At 66.9% G+C, this 16,876-nt stretch carries 22 protein-coding genes; 9 read left to right on the top strand and 13 right to left on the bottom strand.

What is annotated here, in order from left to right:
- The first annotated feature begins 3 nt into the window (after positions 1-3).
- Genes IE113_RS06235 through IE113_RS06220 form a run of 4 tightly spaced genes read left to right on the top strand, consistent with a single transcriptional unit; the run spans position 4 to position 1,940 of the window.
- Positions 4-282 carry a hypothetical protein gene (locus IE113_RS06235; protein WP_189539542.1) on the top strand — a complete coding sequence of 93 codons (279 nt, stop codon included), beginning with the start codon at positions 4-6 and terminating at the stop codon, positions 280-282.
- Positions 275-739, top strand: coding sequence for a low molecular weight protein-tyrosine-phosphatase (locus IE113_RS06230; protein WP_189539541.1), 465 nt, complete (start codon positions 275-277; stop codon positions 737-739). The genes IE113_RS06235 and IE113_RS06230 overlap by 8 nt, the downstream gene beginning before the upstream one ends.
- Complete coding sequence (locus IE113_RS06225; protein ID WP_189539540.1) at positions 736-1,203, top strand: YbaK/EbsC family protein; 468 nt, start codon at positions 736-738, stop codon at positions 1,201-1,203. The genes IE113_RS06230 and IE113_RS06225 overlap by 4 nt, the downstream gene beginning before the upstream one ends.
- Entirely contained in the window at positions 1,200-1,940 is a 741-nt protein-coding gene (locus IE113_RS06220; protein ID WP_189539539.1) for an alpha/beta fold hydrolase, read from the top strand. The genes IE113_RS06225 and IE113_RS06220 overlap by 4 nt, the downstream gene beginning before the upstream one ends.
- Positions 1,941-1,963: 23 nt before the next feature.
- On the opposite strand, the gene IE113_RS06215 is transcribed toward IE113_RS06220, so the two are convergent.
- Positions 1,964-2,737 (bottom strand): glucose 1-dehydrogenase, encoded by a 774-nt coding sequence (locus IE113_RS06215; RefSeq protein WP_189539538.1) that lies wholly within the window; start codon positions 2,735-2,737, stop codon positions 1,964-1,966.
- Between the two features lie 103 nt (positions 2,738-2,840).
- Here IE113_RS06215 and IE113_RS06210 point away from each other — a divergent pair, with 103 nt between their 5' ends.
- Complete coding sequence (locus IE113_RS06210) at positions 2,841-3,614, top strand: HesA/MoeB/ThiF family protein (RefSeq protein ID WP_189539537.1); 774 nt, start codon at positions 2,841-2,843, stop codon at positions 3,612-3,614.
- Here IE113_RS06210 and IE113_RS06205 read toward each other — a convergent pair.
- Entirely contained in the window at positions 3,600-4,304 is a 705-nt protein-coding gene (locus IE113_RS06205) for an NAD-dependent deacylase (RefSeq protein ID WP_189539684.1), read from the bottom strand. The two genes, IE113_RS06210 and IE113_RS06205, sit on opposite strands and share 15 nt — an antisense overlap.
- A 35-nt stretch (positions 4,305-4,339) precedes the next feature.
- Between IE113_RS06205 and dapB the strand changes: the two genes are divergently transcribed.
- On the top strand, positions 4,340-5,068 hold the full coding sequence (gene dapB / locus IE113_RS06200; RefSeq protein WP_189539536.1) for a 4-hydroxy-tetrahydrodipicolinate reductase: 729 nt from the start codon (positions 4,340-4,342) through the stop codon (positions 5,066-5,068).
- Positions 5,065-5,718 (top strand): endonuclease III, encoded by a 654-nt coding sequence (gene nth / locus IE113_RS06195; RefSeq protein WP_189539535.1) that lies wholly within the window; start codon positions 5,065-5,067, stop codon positions 5,716-5,718. The genes dapB and nth overlap by 4 nt, the downstream gene beginning before the upstream one ends.
- Before the next feature lie 3 nt (positions 5,719-5,721).
- Here nth and IE113_RS06190 read toward each other — a convergent pair whose 3' ends face one another.
- From IE113_RS06190 to IE113_RS06175, 4 genes are all read right to left on the bottom strand, one after another.
- Positions 5,722-7,089, bottom strand: a complete 1,368-nt coding sequence (locus IE113_RS06190; protein ID WP_189539534.1) for a dicarboxylate/amino acid:cation symporter — start codon at positions 7,087-7,089, stop codon at positions 5,722-5,724.
- Positions 7,090-7,154: 65 nt separating this feature from the next.
- Positions 7,155-8,285 carry a succinyl-diaminopimelate desuccinylase gene (gene dapE / locus IE113_RS06185; protein ID WP_189539533.1) on the bottom strand — a complete coding sequence of 377 codons (1,131 nt, stop codon included), beginning with the start codon at positions 8,283-8,285 and terminating at the stop codon, positions 7,155-7,157.
- Between the two features lie 39 nt (positions 8,286-8,324).
- Complete coding sequence (locus tag IE113_RS06180; protein WP_189539532.1) at positions 8,325-9,185, bottom strand: S1/P1 nuclease; 861 nt, start codon at positions 9,183-9,185, stop codon at positions 8,325-8,327.
- A complete protein-coding gene (locus IE113_RS06175) occupies positions 9,182-9,850 on the bottom strand; it encodes a glutathione S-transferase family protein (RefSeq protein WP_189539531.1) in 669 nt (222 codons plus the stop codon). The genes IE113_RS06180 and IE113_RS06175 overlap by 4 nt, the downstream gene beginning before the upstream one ends.
- A gap of 73 nt (positions 9,851-9,923) precedes the next feature.
- Here IE113_RS06175 and IE113_RS06170 point away from each other — a divergent pair, with 73 nt between their 5' ends.
- On the top strand, positions 9,924-10,346 hold the full coding sequence (locus tag IE113_RS06170) for a VOC family protein (RefSeq protein ID WP_189539530.1): 423 nt from the start codon (positions 9,924-9,926) through the stop codon (positions 10,344-10,346).
- A 7-nt stretch (positions 10,347-10,353) separates the two neighbouring features.
- Here IE113_RS06170 and IE113_RS16380 read toward each other — a convergent pair whose 3' ends face one another.
- The 7 genes from IE113_RS16380 to IE113_RS06135 all read right to left on the bottom strand — a co-directional run bounded on the left by IE113_RS16380 (position 10,354) and on the right by IE113_RS06135 (position 15,207).
- On the bottom strand, positions 10,354-10,998 hold the full coding sequence (locus IE113_RS16380) for a TehB-like domain-containing protein (RefSeq protein ID WP_189539529.1): 645 nt from the start codon (positions 10,996-10,998) through the stop codon (positions 10,354-10,356).
- A 51-nt stretch (positions 10,999-11,049) separates the two neighbouring features.
- Positions 11,050-11,721, bottom strand: coding sequence for a ribosome biogenesis GTP-binding protein YihA/YsxC (gene yihA, locus IE113_RS06160; RefSeq protein ID WP_229822160.1), 672 nt, complete (start codon positions 11,719-11,721; stop codon positions 11,050-11,052).
- Positions 11,718-13,487 carry a membrane protein insertase YidC gene (gene yidC, locus IE113_RS06155; RefSeq protein ID WP_189539528.1) on the bottom strand — a complete coding sequence of 590 codons (1,770 nt, stop codon included), beginning with the start codon at positions 13,485-13,487 and terminating at the stop codon, positions 11,718-11,720. The genes yihA and yidC overlap by 4 nt, the downstream gene beginning before the upstream one ends.
- Before the next feature lie 55 nt (positions 13,488-13,542).
- Positions 13,543-13,752, bottom strand: coding sequence for a membrane protein insertion efficiency factor YidD (gene yidD, locus IE113_RS06150; RefSeq protein ID WP_189539527.1), 210 nt, complete (start codon positions 13,750-13,752; stop codon positions 13,543-13,545).
- Positions 13,749-14,129 carry a ribonuclease P protein component gene (rnpA, locus tag IE113_RS06145; protein WP_189539526.1) on the bottom strand — a complete coding sequence of 127 codons (381 nt, stop codon included), beginning with the start codon at positions 14,127-14,129 and terminating at the stop codon, positions 13,749-13,751. Before rnpA ends, yidD begins: the two co-directional genes overlap by 4 nt.
- Before the next feature lie 8 nt (positions 14,130-14,137).
- A complete protein-coding gene (gene rpmH, locus IE113_RS06140) occupies positions 14,138-14,272 on the bottom strand; it encodes a 50S ribosomal protein L34 (protein WP_039336437.1) in 135 nt (44 codons plus the stop codon).
- Positions 14,273-14,520: 248 nt separating this feature from the next.
- On the bottom strand, positions 14,521-15,207 hold the full coding sequence (locus IE113_RS06135) for an alpha/beta hydrolase (protein WP_189539525.1): 687 nt from the start codon (positions 15,205-15,207) through the stop codon (positions 14,521-14,523).
- Positions 15,208-15,349: 142 nt separating this feature from the next.
- Here IE113_RS06135 and IE113_RS06130 point away from each other — a divergent pair, with 142 nt between their 5' ends.
- A complete protein-coding gene (locus IE113_RS06130; protein WP_189539524.1) occupies positions 15,350-16,858 on the top strand; it encodes a YifB family Mg chelatase-like AAA ATPase in 1,509 nt (502 codons plus the stop codon).
- Positions 16,859-16,876: the final 18 nt, after the last annotated feature.

The raw sequence follows: 16,876 nt of genomic DNA, 5'->3' as shown, positions 1-16,876 counted from the left end.
GCGATGGACCTCGACGCGCTGATCCTGCATTTCTTCGAGACCGACGATCCGACGACTCTGACCGAAGCGGACTTTGACCTTGGCCTTGAACGGCTGAAGATCGGGTTCGGGGTGGAGCGCGAACCCGGCCGCAAGTTCGCGCTGTGGACGCTGCTGGAGGCACTGGGCGAGGCTCCGCTGCCCGCTGAAGCCTTTGCCAAGGAACCGGCGCTGAAGGCTGCGGCGGAGGATTACCTGTCTGCCGCGTTCCGGCTGGAACGGTTCGGGGGGCAGGATGACTGAACCCGCCGTGCTGTTCGTCTGCCTTGGCAACATCTGCCGCTCACCGATGGCCGAGGGAGCCTTTCGCGCGGCGGCGGAGGCGGCCGGGCTGGCCGTGACCATCGATAGCGCCGGAACCGCCGCCTATCACGTCGGCGAACCGCCTGATCCGCGCGCGCAGGAAATGGCCCGCAGGCATGGAGCAGACATTGGCGGATTGCGCGGTCGGCAACTGGTGGCAGCTGATTTCCGCCGCTTTACCCATGTGCTGGTGATGGATCACGCGAATCTGGCCGATGCCCGCGCAATCGTGCCAGAGGATGCGGTTTGCCAGCCGCAGCTGCTGCTGGATCTGGTGCCCGGCCGCGAAGGTGCCGCGGTAGCCGACCCCTATTACGGCGGTGAAGAGCATTTCGAGGACACCTGGGCCGATGTCAGCCGGGCCGCTGCAGCGCTGGTCCAGGCCTTGCGCCGATGAGCCATGAATCGGCAGTGGCCTGGCTGGCCCGCCATGCTCCAGACATCACCCTGATCGATCAGGCGCAAAGCACCGCTACGGTGGCCGAAGCCGCGGCCACGCTGGGGGTGGAGCCGGGCCGAATCGCCAAGACCCTGGCGTTCCGCGTGGGCGAGCGCGCGATGCTGCTGGTGACGCGCGGTGATGCGCGGCTCGACAATGCCAAGTGCAAGTCCGCGCTGGGCGGACGCCCCCGGATGCTGGATCCGGACGAGACGCTGGCGCTGACCGGCCATGCCGTGGGCGGCGTCTGCCCGTTCGGTCTGGCCACCCCGTTACCGATCCTGACAGATCGTTCGCTGTTATCCTTTCCCACCGTGTTTCCTGCCGCAGGCTCGCGCACCAGTTCGGTCGAAATCGCGCCTGACCGGCTGGCCGCGCTGGTTTCTGCGCAGTGGACCGACATTTGCAAGTTGCCTGAATGAAACACTCCGAAAAGACTGTCGCCTATTTTCACGGGATCCCCGGCGGCCCCGGTGAATGGGCGGCCAATGCCCCCGCGCATCTGGTTGATGCCGCGGCCATGCCGGATCGCAACCAGCCATCGTTCGATGCAGCGGGGTTCGCGGCTGGTCTGCCGCAAGGGGCTGTGCTGATCGGCTTTTCGCTGGGCGCGCAGGCCGCGCTGCAAGTCGCGGCAGCGGCGGGCAGCCGGGTTGGCGCGGTGCATCTGGTGTCCCCGGCGGCACCGCTTCAGCTGGGTGATTTCCTGCCGCAGATGCAGGGCGGCAAGCTGTTCTGGTTCGCGGCGAACCATCCCAACTGGTTTGGTATCCTGTCGCGCGCGCAAAGCTGGATGGCCTGGAAGACCCCCAGTTTCCTGCTGAGCCGCCTGATGAGCGGCGCGGCCGGCGATGACCGTGCCTTGATGCGCGATCCTGCCTGGCGCGCGGCGATGGCGGAAACGCTGCGCACCGGGTTCGGGTTCAGCGCCACCGGCTACATCGGCCAGATCCGCCGCTATGTGGAGGATTGGCGGGACACGCTGGCGCAGGTCCATGCGCCGGTCACGATCTGGCAGGGCGATTCTGACAACTGGACACCGCCCGCCATGGCTGCAGCGCTCGCCGCGGCGTTGCCGGGCGAAGTCACCACGATCATGTTACCGGGCGCATCGCACTATAGCGCCTTGCAGGCGGCGCTGGCGCGGATCGCGATCTGATCCCGGCCAGCGCGTGAGGGCACTTACCCCGCGTGGAGCCCGCCATCGACCACCAGTTCGCTGCCGGTGGTAAAGGCCGCGCGGTCTGACGCCAGGAACACCACCGCATCGGCCACGTTGCGCGGCTCGCCCAGGTGGCCGAGCGGGTGCATGGCGGAGACCTGCGCCAGCATCTCGTTGTTCCCGGCCCCTTGCGCGGCGGCGAAATCGTCGACCAGCTTGCGGCCCATGTCGGTATCGATCACGCCGGGGTGGACGGAATTGACGCGGATGCGTGCGCCGGCCAGTTCCACCGCGCAGCCCTTGGTGAACAGCCGTACCGCGCCCTTGGTGGAATTGTAGCAGCTCGCCCCCGCTGCGCCTTGCAGCCCGGCGACCGAGGACAGGTTCACGATCGCGGTGCCGCCGCGCCACAAGTGCGCGCGTTCCGCCAGCAGCGGGATCGCGGCGCGGGTGCCCAGGAACACGCCCTCGACGTTCACGGAATGCAGCCGCCGCCAGTCGTCCAGTGTGGTTTCGGTGATCGGCTTGAACAGCCACAGCCCGGCGTTGTTGACCAGAATGTCCAGCCCGCCCGCTGCGGCCTTGACCCAGTCCATCGTCGCGGCCCAGTCCGCCTCGCTCGTCACGTCCTGCGCGCGGGCGATCCCGCCGATTTCGTGGGCGAGATCTTCCGGTGCGGTCAGGTCGGTAACGGCCACTTTTGCGCCCGCCGCGGCCAGTGCCCGCGCCGTTGCCAGCCCCAGCCCGCGCGACGCCCCGGTAACCAGCGCAACGCGCCCGGCAAGATCAGACATATCCCTCTCCTTCATGTGCTTTGGCGCAAGTCTGCGCAAAGGGCGGGCACTTGTCACGCGCGGAAACGTGGCATCGCGCGGCGATTGCGCCTAAAGCGCCCGCATGACCCTGTCCGCTGACCGCCTCGACCGTTTTGCCCGCCACATCGTGCTGCCCGAAGTGGGCGGGGCAGGGCAGGTGGCGCTGGCGCAGGCGCATGTCGTGCTGATCGGCTGCGGGGGGATTGGTTCGCCCGCGCTGCAATACCTCGCCGGAGCGGGAATCGGGCGGTTGACGCTGGTCGATGACGATGTGGTCGATGCCAGCAACCTGCAACGCCAGACGATCTTCACGCCTGCCGACATCGGCCGGTCCAAGGCCGAAGCCGCTGCCGATTGGGTGCGTCGGTTCGATCCGGTTCTCGATGCCCGCGCGGTCGCCGGAAGGGTTGGGGGGCATAACGCCGCGCAGGTCATCGAGAGTGCCACCGTAGTAATCGACGGGTGTGACAACTTCGCGACTCGCCTGCTCGTGTCGGATACCTGTGTGCGGCAGGGCATCCCGTTAACCACAGCGGCAATCGGGCGGTTTCAGGGGCAGGTCGCCAACTTCGCCGGGCACTTGCCCGGGCAGAGCTGCTATCGCTGCTTCGTGGGTGACGCCTTCGATGCCGAGGATTGCGACACTTGCGCCGCCGATGGCGTCTTGGGGGCGATGGTCGGCATGGTTGGCACGTTCGCGGCGATGGCGGCGATGCGGGTCATTCTGGAAGGCCACGCCGCGCTGGGCGATCCGCAGTGGGGCAAGCTGTACTTGCTGGACGGGCTGACGCCGTCGCTGCGAACGATGCGGATCGTCAGGGACGAGGCTTGCCGGGGCTGTTCAGCCGCCGCCTAGCACTTCCGCCACCCACGCGGGCACGACCTCGCTCGCCGGTCCCAGCCGCGATTCGTGGAACCAGCGAGAGCCCTGGCTTTCCTCCAGGTTCAGTTCCAGCGTGCGGATGCCCAGTTCGCGGGCGTTCTGGACGAACCCGGCGGCGGGATAGACCGCGCCCGATGTGCCGATGGAGACGAACAGGTCTGCCTCGCGCAGCGCGCCGTAAATCTCGCCCATGCGATACGGCATCTCGCCGAACCACACCACGTCGGGCCGCAGGCTTCGAGACTGGCAGATCGGGCATGGCGGGCGGTCGATCAATGGCCCGCGCCAGTGGGAGCGGACGTCGCAGCTGGTGCACCATGCCTTCAGGTGTTCGCCATGCATGTGCAGCACCCGCCGCGCGCCCGCGCGGGTGTGCAAGTCATCGACGTTCTGCGTGACGATCAGCAGGTTCCCGCGCCATGCCGCGTCCAGCTCGGCCAGTGCGAAGTGCGCCGGGTTGGGCAGCTTTTCCTGAATCGAGGCGCGGCGCATGTCGTAAAAGCGGTAAACCAGATCGGGATCGCGCGCGAAGGCTTCGGGTGTGGCGACATCCTCTACCCGGTGCTGTTCCCACAGCCCGCCCGCGCTGCGGAAGGTGTCGATCCCGCTTTCGGCGGAAATGCCCGCGCCGGTCAGGATCACGATGTTGCGGATTTCGGTCATGTCGCCCATGAAGCACGCCTTCAATGGGGACAGCAATGGCAAGAATCGGCATCATCGGCAGCGCGGGGCGCATGGGGCAGGCGCTGGCGGACGCGATTGCGGCGGCTGGCGAGACGCTGTCCGGCGGGATCGACAAGGGCGGCGATCCGCTCGCTCTGGCGCAGGCCAGCGATGTGCTGGTCGATTTTTCCAGCCCCCACGCGCTTGAGGCCAATCTGGATGCGGCGGTGGCCGCCGGCGTGCCGATCGTGGTCGGCACCACCGGGCTGGAAGAGCGCCACCATTTCCTGTGCGACGATGCCGCCCTGCGCACCGCCGTGCTGCAAACCGGGAACACCTCGCTGGGGGTGACGCTGCTGGCGCACCTGGTGCGCGAGGCAGCGCAGCGGCTGGGCGCGGACTGGGATATCGAGATCGTCGAAACCCACCACCGCATGAAGGTCGATGCGCCGTCCGGCACGGCGCTGCTGCTGGGCCATGCGGCCGCAGAGGGGCGCGGGATCGATCTGGCGGCCAACAGCGCGCGCGGGCGCGACGGGATCACCGGCGCGCGGACTGCGGGGGAAATCGGCTTTGCATCCTTGCGCGGCGGCACGGTGGCGGGGGATCACACGGTGCACTTCCTGGCCGACAACGAACGGCTCAGCCTGTCGCACCTGGCCGAAAACCGCGCGATCTTTGCGCGTGGAGCCGTGCGCGCGGCGCAGTGGCTGATCGGCAAGGACGCGGGGCGCTATACCATGCCGCAGGTGCTGGACCTTTGAAGAAGGACGCGATCTTCGAATTCTTCCGCCGGCTGGCCGAGGACAATCCCTCGCCTGAAACCGAGCTGGAATTCGGCAATACCTATCAGTTGCTGGTTGCGGTGGTGCTATCCGCGCAGTCGACCGACGTCGGCGTCAACAAGGCAACGCGCGAGCTGTTCCAGCAGGTGAAGACTCCCGCTGAAATGATTGAATTGGGCGAAGAAGGCCTGAAGGAGCACATCAAGACCATCGGCCTGTTCAATTCCAAGGCGAAGAACGTGATCGCGCTGTCCGAGATTTTGGTGCGTGATTTTGGGGGCGAGGTTCCGGCCGACCGCGACGTGCTGACCACGTTGCCCGGCGTCGGGCGCAAGACCGCCAACGTGGTGATGAACTGCGCTTTCGGGGCCGAGACTTTCGCGGTGGATACGCACATCTTCCGCGTCGCGAACCGCACCGGCATGGCCAAGGGGAAGACCCCGCTGGCGGTGGAAAAGCTGCTCGATAAGCGCGTGCCGCAGCCGTTCCGGGTGGGATCGCACCACTGGATGATCCTGCACGGCCGCTACATCTGCAAGGCCCGCACGCCCGAATGCTGGCGCTGCCCGGTGGCAGACTTGTGCGCCTTCAAGCCGAAGACGCCCGCGCCCAAGGGGGCGCAGGCGTAACCGTCAGCCCTGCTTGAAGTTCGATTCGTCGAGGTCCAGCCCGGCCCGGCCATCGGCGGCGGTGTGCGCCGGAATGTGGGGATGCTCGACATATTCGGGCTCTTCCACTTCCAGCATGCCTTCCCACTTGGTGATGACCGAGGTCGCCACCGCGTTGCCGACCACGTTGGTGGCGGTGCGGCCCATGTCGAGGAACTGGTCGATCGCCAGGATGATCGCCACGCCTTCCACCGGCAGGCCGAACATCGCCAGCGTGCCGGTGATGACCACAAGGCTGGCGCGCGGAACGGCGGCGATGCCCTTGGAGCTGATCATCAGGGTCAGCAGGATCATGATCTGCGTGCTGATCGTCAAGTCGATGCCATAGGCCTGCGCGATGAAGATCGTCGCAAAGCTCATGTACATCATCGACCCGTCGAGGTTGAAGCTGTAGCCCAGCGGCAGCATGAAGCCCGAAATCCGGCGGGGAACGCCGAACCGGTCCAGCTGTTCGAACATCTTGGGCAGGGCGGCTTCGCTGCTGGCGGTGGAGAAGGCGATCATCAACGGCTGGCGAATGTACTTTACCAGCGTCACGATCCGCCGTCCCAGGAAAATCGCGCCGATGGCCAGCAGGATCACCCACAGCAGGACCAGGCTGAGGTAGAATTCGACCAGAAGTTCCAGATAGGTTTTCAGGATGTCGAGCCCGCTGGCCGCCACCACGTTGGCGATCGCCCCGAACACCGCGATCGGGGCATAGCGCATGACGTAGCCGGTGATCTGCAGCATCATTTCCGCCAGCGCATCGGCCCCGCGCACCAGCGGCGCGCCCTTTTCACCGATGGCGGCTAGGGCAACGCCCGCGAAGATCGAGAAAACCAGGATCTGCAGGATGTTGTTGGTGGCCAGCGCTTCAAACGCGTTCTTGGGGAAGATCGACAGGATGAAGCCGGTCGCGCTGGTTTCCGGAACGGTGCCGACGGCGGCCTTCGCGGCCTCCACATCGGGGATCGGGGCACCGACACCGGGCTGGAACAGGTTGACCATGACCAGCCCCAGACCAATCGAGATCAGGCTGGCGGTGATGAACCAGGCAATCGCGCGCGTGCCGATCCGGCCCAGCGCCGCGCCATCGCCCATGTGGGCAATCCCGACGACGATGGTGGAGAGCACCAGCGGCGCGACCAGCAGCTTGATCAGGTGCAGGAAGATGTCCGACAGCAGCTTCAGCCAGGGAGCGACCGATTCCTTGATGACGTCGGCGGCCAGCTGGGTGTGCAGCACCTGCCCCACGATCACGCCCAGCACCATCCCGATCAGGATCCACGCGGTCAGGTTCCGGCTGAGCCGTTCGGTCAGGCCGCTGAACAGCGAACGGCGCTCGGTCATCAAAGGTATCCCCTGCTTGTAACAATCTTGCGGGGCAACCTAACAGGCTGAGGCAGTGACGGCAATCAGGCGGACAGCGCGTCCACAGCCACGCGGGTATAGATCCGGGCGAGCGCGTCGAGATCGGGGATCGCCACGGCTTCGTCGCGCTTGTGCATCGTCGCGTTGCACAGACCAAATTCGATCACCGGGCACAGGTCTTTCAGGAAACGCGCGTCGCTGGTGCCGCCGGTGGTGGAAGCTTCGGGGATCAGGCCGGTTTCGCCTTCCACCGCGCGGGCGATCATCGCGGAGAACGCGCCGGGCGGGGTGAGGAACGCCTCGCCCGAGATCACCGCGCGGGCACTGCCGCCGTGGCGCTCGGCAATGGCGGCCACACGGTCGGCAAGTTCCTGCCCCGTGTGCAGGTCGTTGAAGCGGATCGAGATGCGCGCCGATGCCTTGGCCGGGATCACGTTGGTTGCCGGGTTGCCGACGGTGATGTCGGTCAATTCCAGATTGGACGGCTGAAACCAGTCGGTCCCTTCGTCCAGCACCAGCGCGTCCAGTTCGGCCAGCATGGCGACCAGCCGGGGGATCGGGTTGTCGGCAAGGTGCGGATAGGCAACGTGGCCCTGCGTCCCTGCCACTTCCAGCCAGATGTTGACCGAGCCGCGCCGCCCGATCTTCATCATGTCGCCCAGCCGGTGGACCGAAGTCGGTTCCCCCACCAGGCAAAGATCCGGGATCGCGCCTACCTCGCGCATGTGTTCGATCAGCGCGACGGTGCCGAAGCGGGCCGGGCCTTCCTCGTCCCCGGTGATGATGAAGCTGAGCGTTCCGGCATCTTGCGGGATGCTGGCCGCCGCATGGACCATCGCCGCGATGGAGCCCTTCATGTCGACCGCGCCGCGCCCATAGAGCAGGTCCCCGCGCACTTCCGGCGCGAACGGCGCGCTGGCCCAGCCCTCGCCGGGGGGCACGACATCGACGTGGCCAGCAAAGGCGAAGTGGCGGCTGCCCACCGGGCTCTGCCGGATTGCGAACAGGTTCTCCACCGGGCCGTCCGGCGCTTCGCCCGCCGTGAAGCGGTGCACGGCAAAGCCCAGCGGGGTCAGCATCCCTTCAAGGCAATCGAACACCGAACCGGTGGCTGGCGTGACGCTGGGGCAGGCGATCAGCGCCTCAGCGAGCGGGAGAACGGGGGAAGCGGTCATATCAGGCGCTGCATATGGGCAAGCGCGCGCCGGGGCAAGTTAGCGCGCCGCGCCGCCCAGTGCGGCATCCAGATCGCGGGCCAGCCGCAAGCCGGCCTGCGTGACCCGCTGGCGCAGGGTGGGCAGGCTGGCCTCGATGTCCTCGTTGCTCCACACAACGTCCTTGGGGGCTTCACCGCCCGCGCAGGGATCGCGGTCGAACGCGCGGGCGTAGACCAGGTCGCGGGCGATCTGCCAGCTTTCGCGGCCCCAGTCGGCCACATCGCCACTGGCCAGTTCGGCGCGTTCCTCAGCCGAATAACGCCGCACCAGCGGCGGCTCGGCCGAAGTGATCCCGCGTTCCGCCAATGGCCCGTCCCACACCGAGTGCAGGTTGCGCCCCGGCGCGATGCCATACTTTGCCGCGACGGCGTTGCCGCCCAGGTCCGCATTGTCGCCCGAATGGAGCGGCATGTGCAGATCGCCGATGGCATGCGCCAGCCACGCCAGCGCTTCCAGCCGCTGGGCGGCGGGCAGTGTCTTGTCGGCCAGGATGCGGCGATTGCGCACGATCTGCGCCGTCACGCAGTTGCCGCCGGAACAGTTGGCCTTCACGTCATAGGGCTTGCAGATGTTCTCGGTCTGGTAATGCCATGCGAAAGTATAGGCCCAGCGCCAGCTTTCGCGGCGCAGGCAATCGGCCCAGGTCGAGGCTTCTTCCAGGCTGCGCATCCGGCAATAGGGCGTGCCCAGCGCCGCTTCGGCGCGCAGCAGCCGCGCGATTTCGGCGCGGGTTCTAGGTGAGACGTTGGCCAGCGCGATCTGCGCGGTCGTTTCATGGCCGAACCCGCCCCAGGCCAGCGCGGGCGTACTCAGCAGCGCCAGCAGCGCGGCGCAGGCAGTGGCAAGTTTGCGGATCATTTTGCTTCCGGCATCTCGTATTGTTCGATCACCCAGTCCTCAGCCTCGGCGGCGGCGAGCCAGGACTGCATCCATTCGTGATCCCATACGGCATCCATATAGGCGAGGGCGAAGCCCGGCACACCTATCCCATAGGTCATGAAGCGGCTGACCACCGGGGCATAGAAGATGTCGGCGGCGCTGTAGGTGCCAAACAGGAACGGCCCGCCCATGCCGAACCGCGCCCGTGCCTCGGCCCAGAGGGTCAGGATGCGCACGATGTCGGCGCGGGCGGCGTCGCTCAGTTCGATTTCCTCGAACTGCCGGCGCATGTTCATCGGGCATTCGGCGCGCAGGGCCTGATAGGACGAATGCATTTCCGCCACCATCGATCGTGCCATCGCGCGAGCATCATCGGCCTTGGGCCAGAACCGCTCGCGCCCGACCTTGTCGGCCAAGTATTCGATGATCGCCAGACTGTCCCACACCACCGCGTCACCATCCCACAGCACGGGCACCTTGCCGGATGAGGGGGCGATATCGCCATCGTTCTTCTTGCGCTGGTCCCAGTCGTCGCCGAACAGCGGAACGGTAATCTCCTCGAACGCCAGGCCCGATTGCTTGGCCGCCAGCCAGCCGCGCAGCGACCAGCTGGAATAGTTCTTGTTGCCGATGATGAGCTTCATGGGGCCGGACTATCTGTTCAGCTTGACGCTGTCGAGCCTGAACGGATATCGCCGCCGCAAAGGAGTTCACGCCATGTCCCTGCGCCCGTTCCACCTGGCATTCCCCGTCCGCGACCTGGCGGAGGCGCGGGCGTTCTGGGGTGGGATAATGGGCTGCGCGGAAGGGCGCAGCAGCGATGACTGGATCGACTTCGATTTCTACGGCCACCAGATCGTCGCGCATTGCGTGGGCGAGCGGGCGGTGAGCGATGCCGGGGCGAACCCGGTGGACGGCCATGGCGTGCCGGTGCCGCATTTCGGCATCGTGCTGACGCTGCAAGACTGGGAGGCGCTGGCCGAGCGCTTGAGAGCGGCCGGGGTGCAGTTCGAGATTGAGCCCTATGTGCGCTTCAAGGGCCAGCCGGGGGAACAGGCGACGATGTTCTTCCGCGATCCATCCGGCAACGCGATCGAGATGAAGGCCTTTGCCAGCCTGGAGCAATTGTTCGCGAAGTAGGGGGCATTCAGCCCAGCGGCTTCTCGCGGTAGAATTCCACCCGCATCCGCGCCGGTCCGCCCAGCTCCACATGGTGCCACTGTTCGGGCGGAATCTCGGCGGGCTGATCCGGCGTAACCTCGACCCGGCGGGCCGGGTCTTCGAACACCAGCGACACGCGGCCTTCCAGCACGCGCAGCAGGCCCCAGACCCCGGCCTTGGTGTTGTGCCGCCCCCGGATCGCGGCAGGCAGGGTCGTTTCATCCCATTCCGCCGTGACTTTGTAGGGCTGCGGCGGGGCGCCCCTGGGCATGCGGAAGAACAGCGCCAGCTTCAGGCTTTCGCCGATGGTGGCGGCCTTGGCCTGCATGGCCGCGGCCTTGGCGGCGGGGAGTAACGCCGCGGTCACTTCGCCCCACAGGGCCAGCCAGCGGTCGAACATCGCGGGCGTGATCGTGTCCTTGTGCCGCAGGTGCGCGGCCATCGGGCTGCCCTTGTAGCGCCCGGTGGAGCGCATCACCGAAGACCAGAATGCGATCAGCTGGACCAGGTGGTGGTCCCAATCATGGATCGCGCCATTGAACACCGGCCCGATCAGGTCATCCTGCCGGACACGGGCGTAAAAGGCGGGGACCAGCGCCGCCAGATCGGCTTCGGAAATGTCCGGGTTCATGCCCTGCGACTCCTCGCTTGCCGGCCAAGCGGCCGGGCAAGCAGGATAGCTTCAAGTCTCCGCGTCGGCCAGTACGGCGGCACGCAGTTCGGCGATGCCCATGCCCTTTTCGGACGATGTCACCAGCACTTGCGGGAAGGCGGCGGAATGCTTGCGCGCTTCCACCTCGGTCGCGGCGAGGACGGCAGCCAGTTCGCTGGCCTTGACCTTGTCGGCCTTGGTCAGGACCAGGCGATAGCCCACGGCCGCTTCGTCCAGCATCTTCATCATGTCGATGTCGACCGGCTTCACGCCGTGGCGCGAATCGATCAGCACCAGCGCCCGCTTCAGCGAAACGCGCCCGCGCAGAAAATCGCGCACCAGCCGCTTCCACTGCTCCACCACTTTCAGCGGAGCCTTGGCAAAGCCGTAACCGGGCATGTCGACCAGCCGCAGGGTGACCGGATCGCCGACGTCGAAGAAGTTCAGTTCCTGCGTGCGGCCCGGCGTCACCGACGTGCGGGCCAGCGACTTGCGGTTGGTCAGCGCGTTGAGCAGCGAGCTCTTGCCCACGTTCGAGCGTCCGGCCAGCGCCACTTCCGGAAATTCCGGATCGGGCAGGAAGTGCAGGGCGGGCGCGCTTTTCAGGAATGCGATCGGCCCGGCGAACAGGCGGCGCGCCCGTTCGGCCAGGTCCTCATCGCCGGGAAGCGGGGCGTCGCCTGTCACCACTTCATCGGTCACGACTTCGCCCGTTCCTTGGCCCGCGCCGCATCCGCCGCGTCCTTTTCAGCCTGCGCCTTCAGCTGCGGGTGCTTGCTGTAGAGGTACTTCTGCTGGGCGATGGTCAGCACGTTGGAGGTGATCCAGTAGATCAGCAGGCCGGCCGCGAACGGCGCCATGATGAACATCATCATCCACGGCATGATCGCGAAGACCTGCTGCTGCACCGGGTCCATCTGCGCGGGCTGCAGCTTGAACTGCAGCCACATCGTGATGCCCAGCAGGATCGCCAGCACGCCGATGCCCAGGAAAGCGGGCACTTCGAACGGCAGCAGGCCGAACAGGTTCAGGATGTGCAGTGGATCGGGGGCGGACAGGTCCTTGATCCACAGCGCGAAGGGCTGGTGGCGCATTTCGACCGCGACGATCAGCGTCTTGTAGAGCGCGAAGAAGATCGGGATCTGCAGGAAGATCGGCAGACAGCCCGCGAGCGGGTTGACGCCTTCCTTCTTGTAGAGGGCCATGATCTCTTCCTGCTGCTTGGGCTTGTCGTCCTTGTAGCGTTCCTGGATCGCCTTCATCTTGGGCTGGATCGCGCGCATCGCAGCCATGCTGGCGAACTGCTTCTGCGCGATCGGGAACATGATCCCGCGCACGATCAGCGTCAGCAGGATGATCGCCACGCCAAAGTTGCCGGCCAGTTCGAACAGCTTGGTCAGCAGCAGGAAGATCGGCTTTTCAAACCAGCGGAACCAGCCCCAGTCGATCGCCAGGCCAAAGTTGACGATGCCGGTTTCCTCATAGCGGTCCAGCACCTGGCTTTCCTTGGCCCCGGCAAACAGCCGCGTCGTGCGCGCAACCTGCTGGCCCGCGCCGACGTTGACCGCGCCATAGACCAGGTCCGCGCGGTAGATGTCGTTGCCCATGGCGCGGAAATCGCTGGTCGCCCCGGCCTTGTCCGGGATCAGCGAGGTCATCCAGTACACGTCGGTAAAGCCGATCCAGTCGGTCTTGCCGGCGTTGCTGACCTGGCCGGCTTCGGTCACGTCGTCATAGTCGGGACCGAACGAGACGGTGCCGTCGAACGCGCCGAACGGGCCGGAATGGACGTTGAAGCTGTCCAGGCTGGCGGTCTTGCTGGTGCGGTTGATCAGCGCGAAGGGCTTCACCGCCACCGGCGCGCCGCCGGTGTTGGCGACCGTCTGCTTGACGGTGACCATGTAGTCCGCGTCGATCGCGTAAGTCAGCGCGAAGGTCAGGCCGGCGCCGTTGTTCCAGGTCAGCGTGACCGGGGTCTGCGGGGTCAGCTTCGCGCCTGCGGGGGCGGTCCACACGGTCGCGGCGTTCGGCACGGCCAGATTGTCGCCCACCCAGCCGAACTGGGCGTAGTGCTGGGCCGGGGTGCCGGCGGGAGAGAAGATCCGCTGCGGCCCCTCCTTGGGGTCCAGCGCGGCGGTGTGGCGGTTGGTGGTCAGGTCATCCAGCACCCCGCCCGCCAGGTTGATCGAGCCGGTCAGCCCCGGTGCGGCGATGGCCACGCGGGCTGCCGGGTTCAACGCCGTCTTGAGGTCGCGCGCTTCGGCCGCGATATCGGCGGGCGCGGTCAGCCCGCCTTCGCGCGTCGGCTTGGCCGCATCGGCCGGAGCTGCCCCGGCAGCGGCTTCGGCCACCGGCTGGGCCTTGTCCGCGTTGGGGTACATATAGCGAAGTGCCGCGTCCCATCCGAACAGGATCAGTGCCGTAAGCACGACCGCCAGGATCAGGTTGCGCTGATTATGGTTCTCCACGAAGGCGTCCCTGTTTTCTTGAAGTCTTGGTCAGATGGGAAGGCGGCTGGCCTGGTCAAGGCACCGGGTCATACCCGTGCCCTCCCCAAGGATGGCAGCGCAATATACGTTTGAGGCCCAGCCAGCCACCCTTAATCGCACCATGCTTTTCAACGGCCTCGATCATGTATTGCGAGCACGACGGGGCATAGCGGCAACTGGGCGGCAGGATGCGCGACGGGCCGAGTTGCCAGGCGCGCGACAGCAGGATCAGGGCGCGCTTCATCGCTTGCCGCGTTGTCCGGTGGTGCGGGGCTTGCGTGGCGGATCGCCCTTGCCGGCGGCGGCGCGGGCCAGGGCGGCCTGCAGTTCGGTGCGCAGCAGGGCAAAGTCGCGTTCCACCCCGCCTTCGCGGCCGATCAGCACATGATCGTGGCCGGGCAGGCCCTGGGTTGGCAGCATATCGCGGATCAGCGCGCGAAACCGCCGCTTCATCCGGTTGCGGACCACCGCATTGCCGATCTTCTTGGTGACAGTGATGCCGAACCGCATCGTGCCGGCATCATTGGGCCGGGCAAGCAACACAAAACCGGGGCGCGATACACGCAGGCCCCGGTTTGCGGCTAGGAAATCTGCCCGCCGCGAAAGGACGGGAAGTTTCACGGGTAGGATCAGGCCGAGAGCTTCTTGCGGCCGCGAGCGCGACGCGCGGCCAGCACCTTGCGACCGCCGACAGTGGCGGTGCGGGCGCGGAAACCGTGACGACGGGCACGCACGAGATTGCTGGGCTGGAAGGTGCGCTTCATGATAACCTCGGATACAATAACAACAACACCGCCCGACAAGACGGCTGGAATACAGGGATCGGGCCGTTAACGGAGGCCCGGATATGAGTCAAGGGATTCGGGAGAGACCCCTTCTGCCTTCCGGCAGTTCGCCGCACCGGCCCGCTCCCCCGCCCGGCCACCCACAACGTACAATTCCGTTGGGTGGCCGGGCGGGGGAGCGGGCCGGTGCGGCAAGGTCAGGCCGGATGGGCTGACCGCACCATCAACTAATTCAGGGCCACCCACTTGCCCATGTCCTGCGCGGTCAGCCAGCGGGCATCGTCGAACGGGACGGAGTTGGTCATGGCATAGAACGCCTTGGCCTGCCCTGCGCTCATGCCCATTTCGGCGTAGTAATCAAGGTAGGCCCGGTTTTCCGGGGCGTTGGCGGGATAGTCTTTCGCCTCGCGCCCGTCCTCGTCCGCCCAGCTGTGCACCGCGAACTCCGCGCCCGGATCGGCGATCCGCTGCTTGCCCGCCAGGAACAACTCCACCCCGCCCGAGCGGACCGAGCCGCCCTGCGGCACATACGTCGTGATCTGGCGGGCGTGGATCATCCGCCCCAGTTTCAGGTTGGCGCGGTCATCCTCGGTGCCGGGGCAGTCGATCATCTCGATCAGCGAAATGCCGGGAAAGGCCCGCAGCATCGCTTCGAACTGGGCGGGGCTGTGTGTATCGGTGACGTCGACCAGCGCTGCGCGGCTGCCATCCAGCACGCGGAACGGGCCGAACCGGGCAATCCCCTGCGGCACCAGTGCGGGCGTGCTGACGACATAGCGTTCCGAGCCGCCGGTGCTGATTGCATCGGTGCTGACCACTTCGGTCACTTCCACCGTTTCCACGACCGCATCGGCCAGCGCGGGGCTGGCGCCAAGCGCGAGCAGGGGAAGCAGCAGGGCGGCAAACCGGTTCATGACGCCCAGTTTACCCGCGCGAGCTTACACCAAACCCAATGCCAGCGGTTAAGGACGCGTTACCGCCGCCATGGTGCAGTCCCCCTCGACAGCGCGGCACGGCTGCTCCATCAACGGCTTAGGTGTATGTACGGGGGTGAATTTGGTCGCACTGGTTCGGACAGTGGCTTACCTGGGGCTGGAAGCGCGCGGGGTTGAGGTGCAGTGCCAGATCGCGCCGGGTTTGCCGCGCTTCAACCTGGTCGGCCTGCCGGACAAGGCGGTGAACGAAAGCCGCGAGCGGGTTAACGCCGCGCTGGCGGCGATGGGCCTATCGCTGCCGCCCAAGCGAATCACCATCAACCTGTCCCCCGCCGACCTGCCCAAGGAAGGCTCGCACTATGACCTGCCGATCGCGCTGGCGCTGCTGGCGGCGATGGGCGTGACCGATGCGGAGCAACTGGCCGATTTCATCGCGGTGGGCGAACTGGCGCTGGATGGCCGGGTGGTGCCGTCTCCCGGCGTGCTGCTGGCCGCGCTTCATGCCAGCGGGGCGGACCTCGGCCTGATCTGCCCGGCGGCGCAGGGGTCAGAGGCGCGCTGGGCCAGCGGCATTCCGGTGCTGGCCGCGCCGGATCTGGTCAGCCTGCTCAACCACCTGAAAGGGGTGCAGACCTTGCCCGCGCCCCAGCCGGGAGAGGCCGAGCCGCCCGCCAGGGGGCCGGACCTGAAGCAGGTGAAGGGCCAGGAAACCGCCAAGCGTGCCCTCGAAATCGCGGCCGCAGGCGGGCATAACCTGTTGATGAGCGGACCGCCGGGCGCGGGCAAGTCGCTGCTGGCCAGCTGCCTGCCCGGAATCCTGCCGGAACTGACAGCGGCAGAGGCGCTGGAAACGTCGATGGTCGCTTCGGTTGCGGGACTGCTGGAAGATGGCCGGATCAGCCGCGCCCGCCCGTTTCGCGCGCCCCACCATTCGGCGTCGATGGCGGCGCTGACCGGGGGCGGCCTGAAGGTCAAACCCGGCGAAGTCAGCCTGGCGCACCTGGGCGTGCTGTTCCTGGATGAACTGCCCGAATTCCAGCGTGCGGTGCTCGATTCGCTGCGTCAGCCGCTGGAAACGGGTGAAGTGACCGTGGCGCGGGCCAACGCCCACGTGACATTCCCGGCGCGGGTGCAGCTGATTGCGGCGATGAACCCGTGCCGTTGCGGCTATCTCGGCGATCCGGCGCTGGCGTGCAGCCGCGCCCCGCGCTGCGCTGCCGATTACCAGTCCAAGGTATCCGGGCCGCTGCTGGACCGGATCGACTTGCACGTCGAGGTCGATCCCGTCAGCGCCGCCGATCTGGCCCTGCCGCCCCCGTCCGAGGGCAGCGCCGAAGTCGCCGTCCGCGTCGCCGCCGCGCGCGCAGTGCAGACCGCGCGGCTGGCTGGGACGAGCCGGCGGACCAACGCCGAACTCGACGGCGATCTGCTGGAAGCCCATGCCACCCCGGATGAGGCCGGGCGCAAGCTGCTGATGCAGGCGGCCGAGGCGATGCGCCTGTCCGCGCGCGGCTATACCCGCATCCTGCGCGTGGCGCGCACGATCGCGGATCTGGCCGGCAGCGACGGGATCGGCCGGATCCATGTTGCCGAAGCACTCAGCTATCGCCGGATCGGGGTCCGGGCCTGACAGTTTCGGGCCTGAAAG

Source organism: Novosphingobium arvoryzae, assembly GCF_014652615.1.
Classification (GTDB): Bacteria; Pseudomonadota; Alphaproteobacteria; order Sphingomonadales; family Sphingomonadaceae; genus Novosphingobium; species Novosphingobium arvoryzae.
Note: the sequence above shows the minus strand (reverse complement) of the source record. Positions and strands in the feature narration are given on the sequence as shown.

Excerpts from the sequence above, each read along its gene's own strand:
- IE113_RS06220 (WP_189539539.1), top strand. The coding sequence starts at position 1,200 with ATGAAACACTCCGAAAAGACTGTCGCCTATTTTCACGGGATCCCCGGC.
- IE113_RS06235 (WP_189539542.1), top strand. The coding sequence starts at position 4 with ATGGACCTCGACGCGCTGATCCTGCATTTCTTCGAGACCGACGATCCG.
- IE113_RS06135 (WP_189539525.1), bottom strand. The coding sequence starts at position 15,207 with ATGAACCGGTTTGCCGCCCTGCTGCTTCCCCTGCTCGCGCTTGGCGCC.
- IE113_RS06170 (WP_189539530.1), top strand. The coding sequence starts at position 9,924 with ATGTCCCTGCGCCCGTTCCACCTGGCATTCCCCGTCCGCGACCTGGCG.
- IE113_RS06210 (WP_189539537.1), top strand. The coding sequence starts at position 2,841 with ATGACCCTGTCCGCTGACCGCCTCGACCGTTTTGCCCGCCACATCGTG.
- IE113_RS06215 (WP_189539538.1), bottom strand. The coding sequence starts at position 2,737 with ATGTCTGATCTTGCCGGGCGCGTTGCGCTGGTTACCGGGGCGTCGCGC.
- IE113_RS06225 (WP_189539540.1), top strand. The coding sequence starts at position 736 with ATGAGCCATGAATCGGCAGTGGCCTGGCTGGCCCGCCATGCTCCAGAC.
- IE113_RS06175 (WP_189539531.1), bottom strand. The coding sequence starts at position 9,850 with ATGAAGCTCATCATCGGCAACAAGAACTATTCCAGCTGGTCGCTGCGC.
- IE113_RS16380 (WP_189539529.1), bottom strand. The coding sequence starts at position 10,998 with ATGAACCCGGACATTTCCGAAGCCGATCTGGCGGCGCTGGTCCCCGCC.
- rpmH (WP_039336437.1), bottom strand. The coding sequence starts at position 14,272 with ATGAAGCGCACCTTCCAGCCCAGCAATCTCGTGCGTGCCCGTCGTCAC.
- IE113_RS06180 (WP_189539532.1), bottom strand. The coding sequence starts at position 9,185 with ATGATCCGCAAACTTGCCACTGCCTGCGCCGCGCTGCTGGCGCTGCTG.
- dapE (WP_189539533.1), bottom strand. The coding sequence starts at position 8,285 with ATGACCGCTTCCCCCGTTCTCCCGCTCGCTGAGGCGCTGATCGCCTGC.
- IE113_RS06230 (WP_189539541.1), top strand. The coding sequence starts at position 275 with ATGACTGAACCCGCCGTGCTGTTCGTCTGCCTTGGCAACATCTGCCGC.
- yidD (WP_189539527.1), bottom strand. The coding sequence starts at position 13,752 with ATGAAGCGCGCCCTGATCCTGCTGTCGCGCGCCTGGCAACTCGGCCCG.
- dapB (WP_189539536.1), top strand. The coding sequence starts at position 4,340 with ATGGCAAGAATCGGCATCATCGGCAGCGCGGGGCGCATGGGGCAGGCG.
- IE113_RS06205 (WP_189539684.1), bottom strand. The coding sequence starts at position 4,304 with ATGACCGAAATCCGCAACATCGTGATCCTGACCGGCGCGGGCATTTCC.
- IE113_RS06190 (WP_189539534.1), bottom strand. The coding sequence starts at position 7,089 with ATGACCGAGCGCCGTTCGCTGTTCAGCGGCCTGACCGAACGGCTCAGC.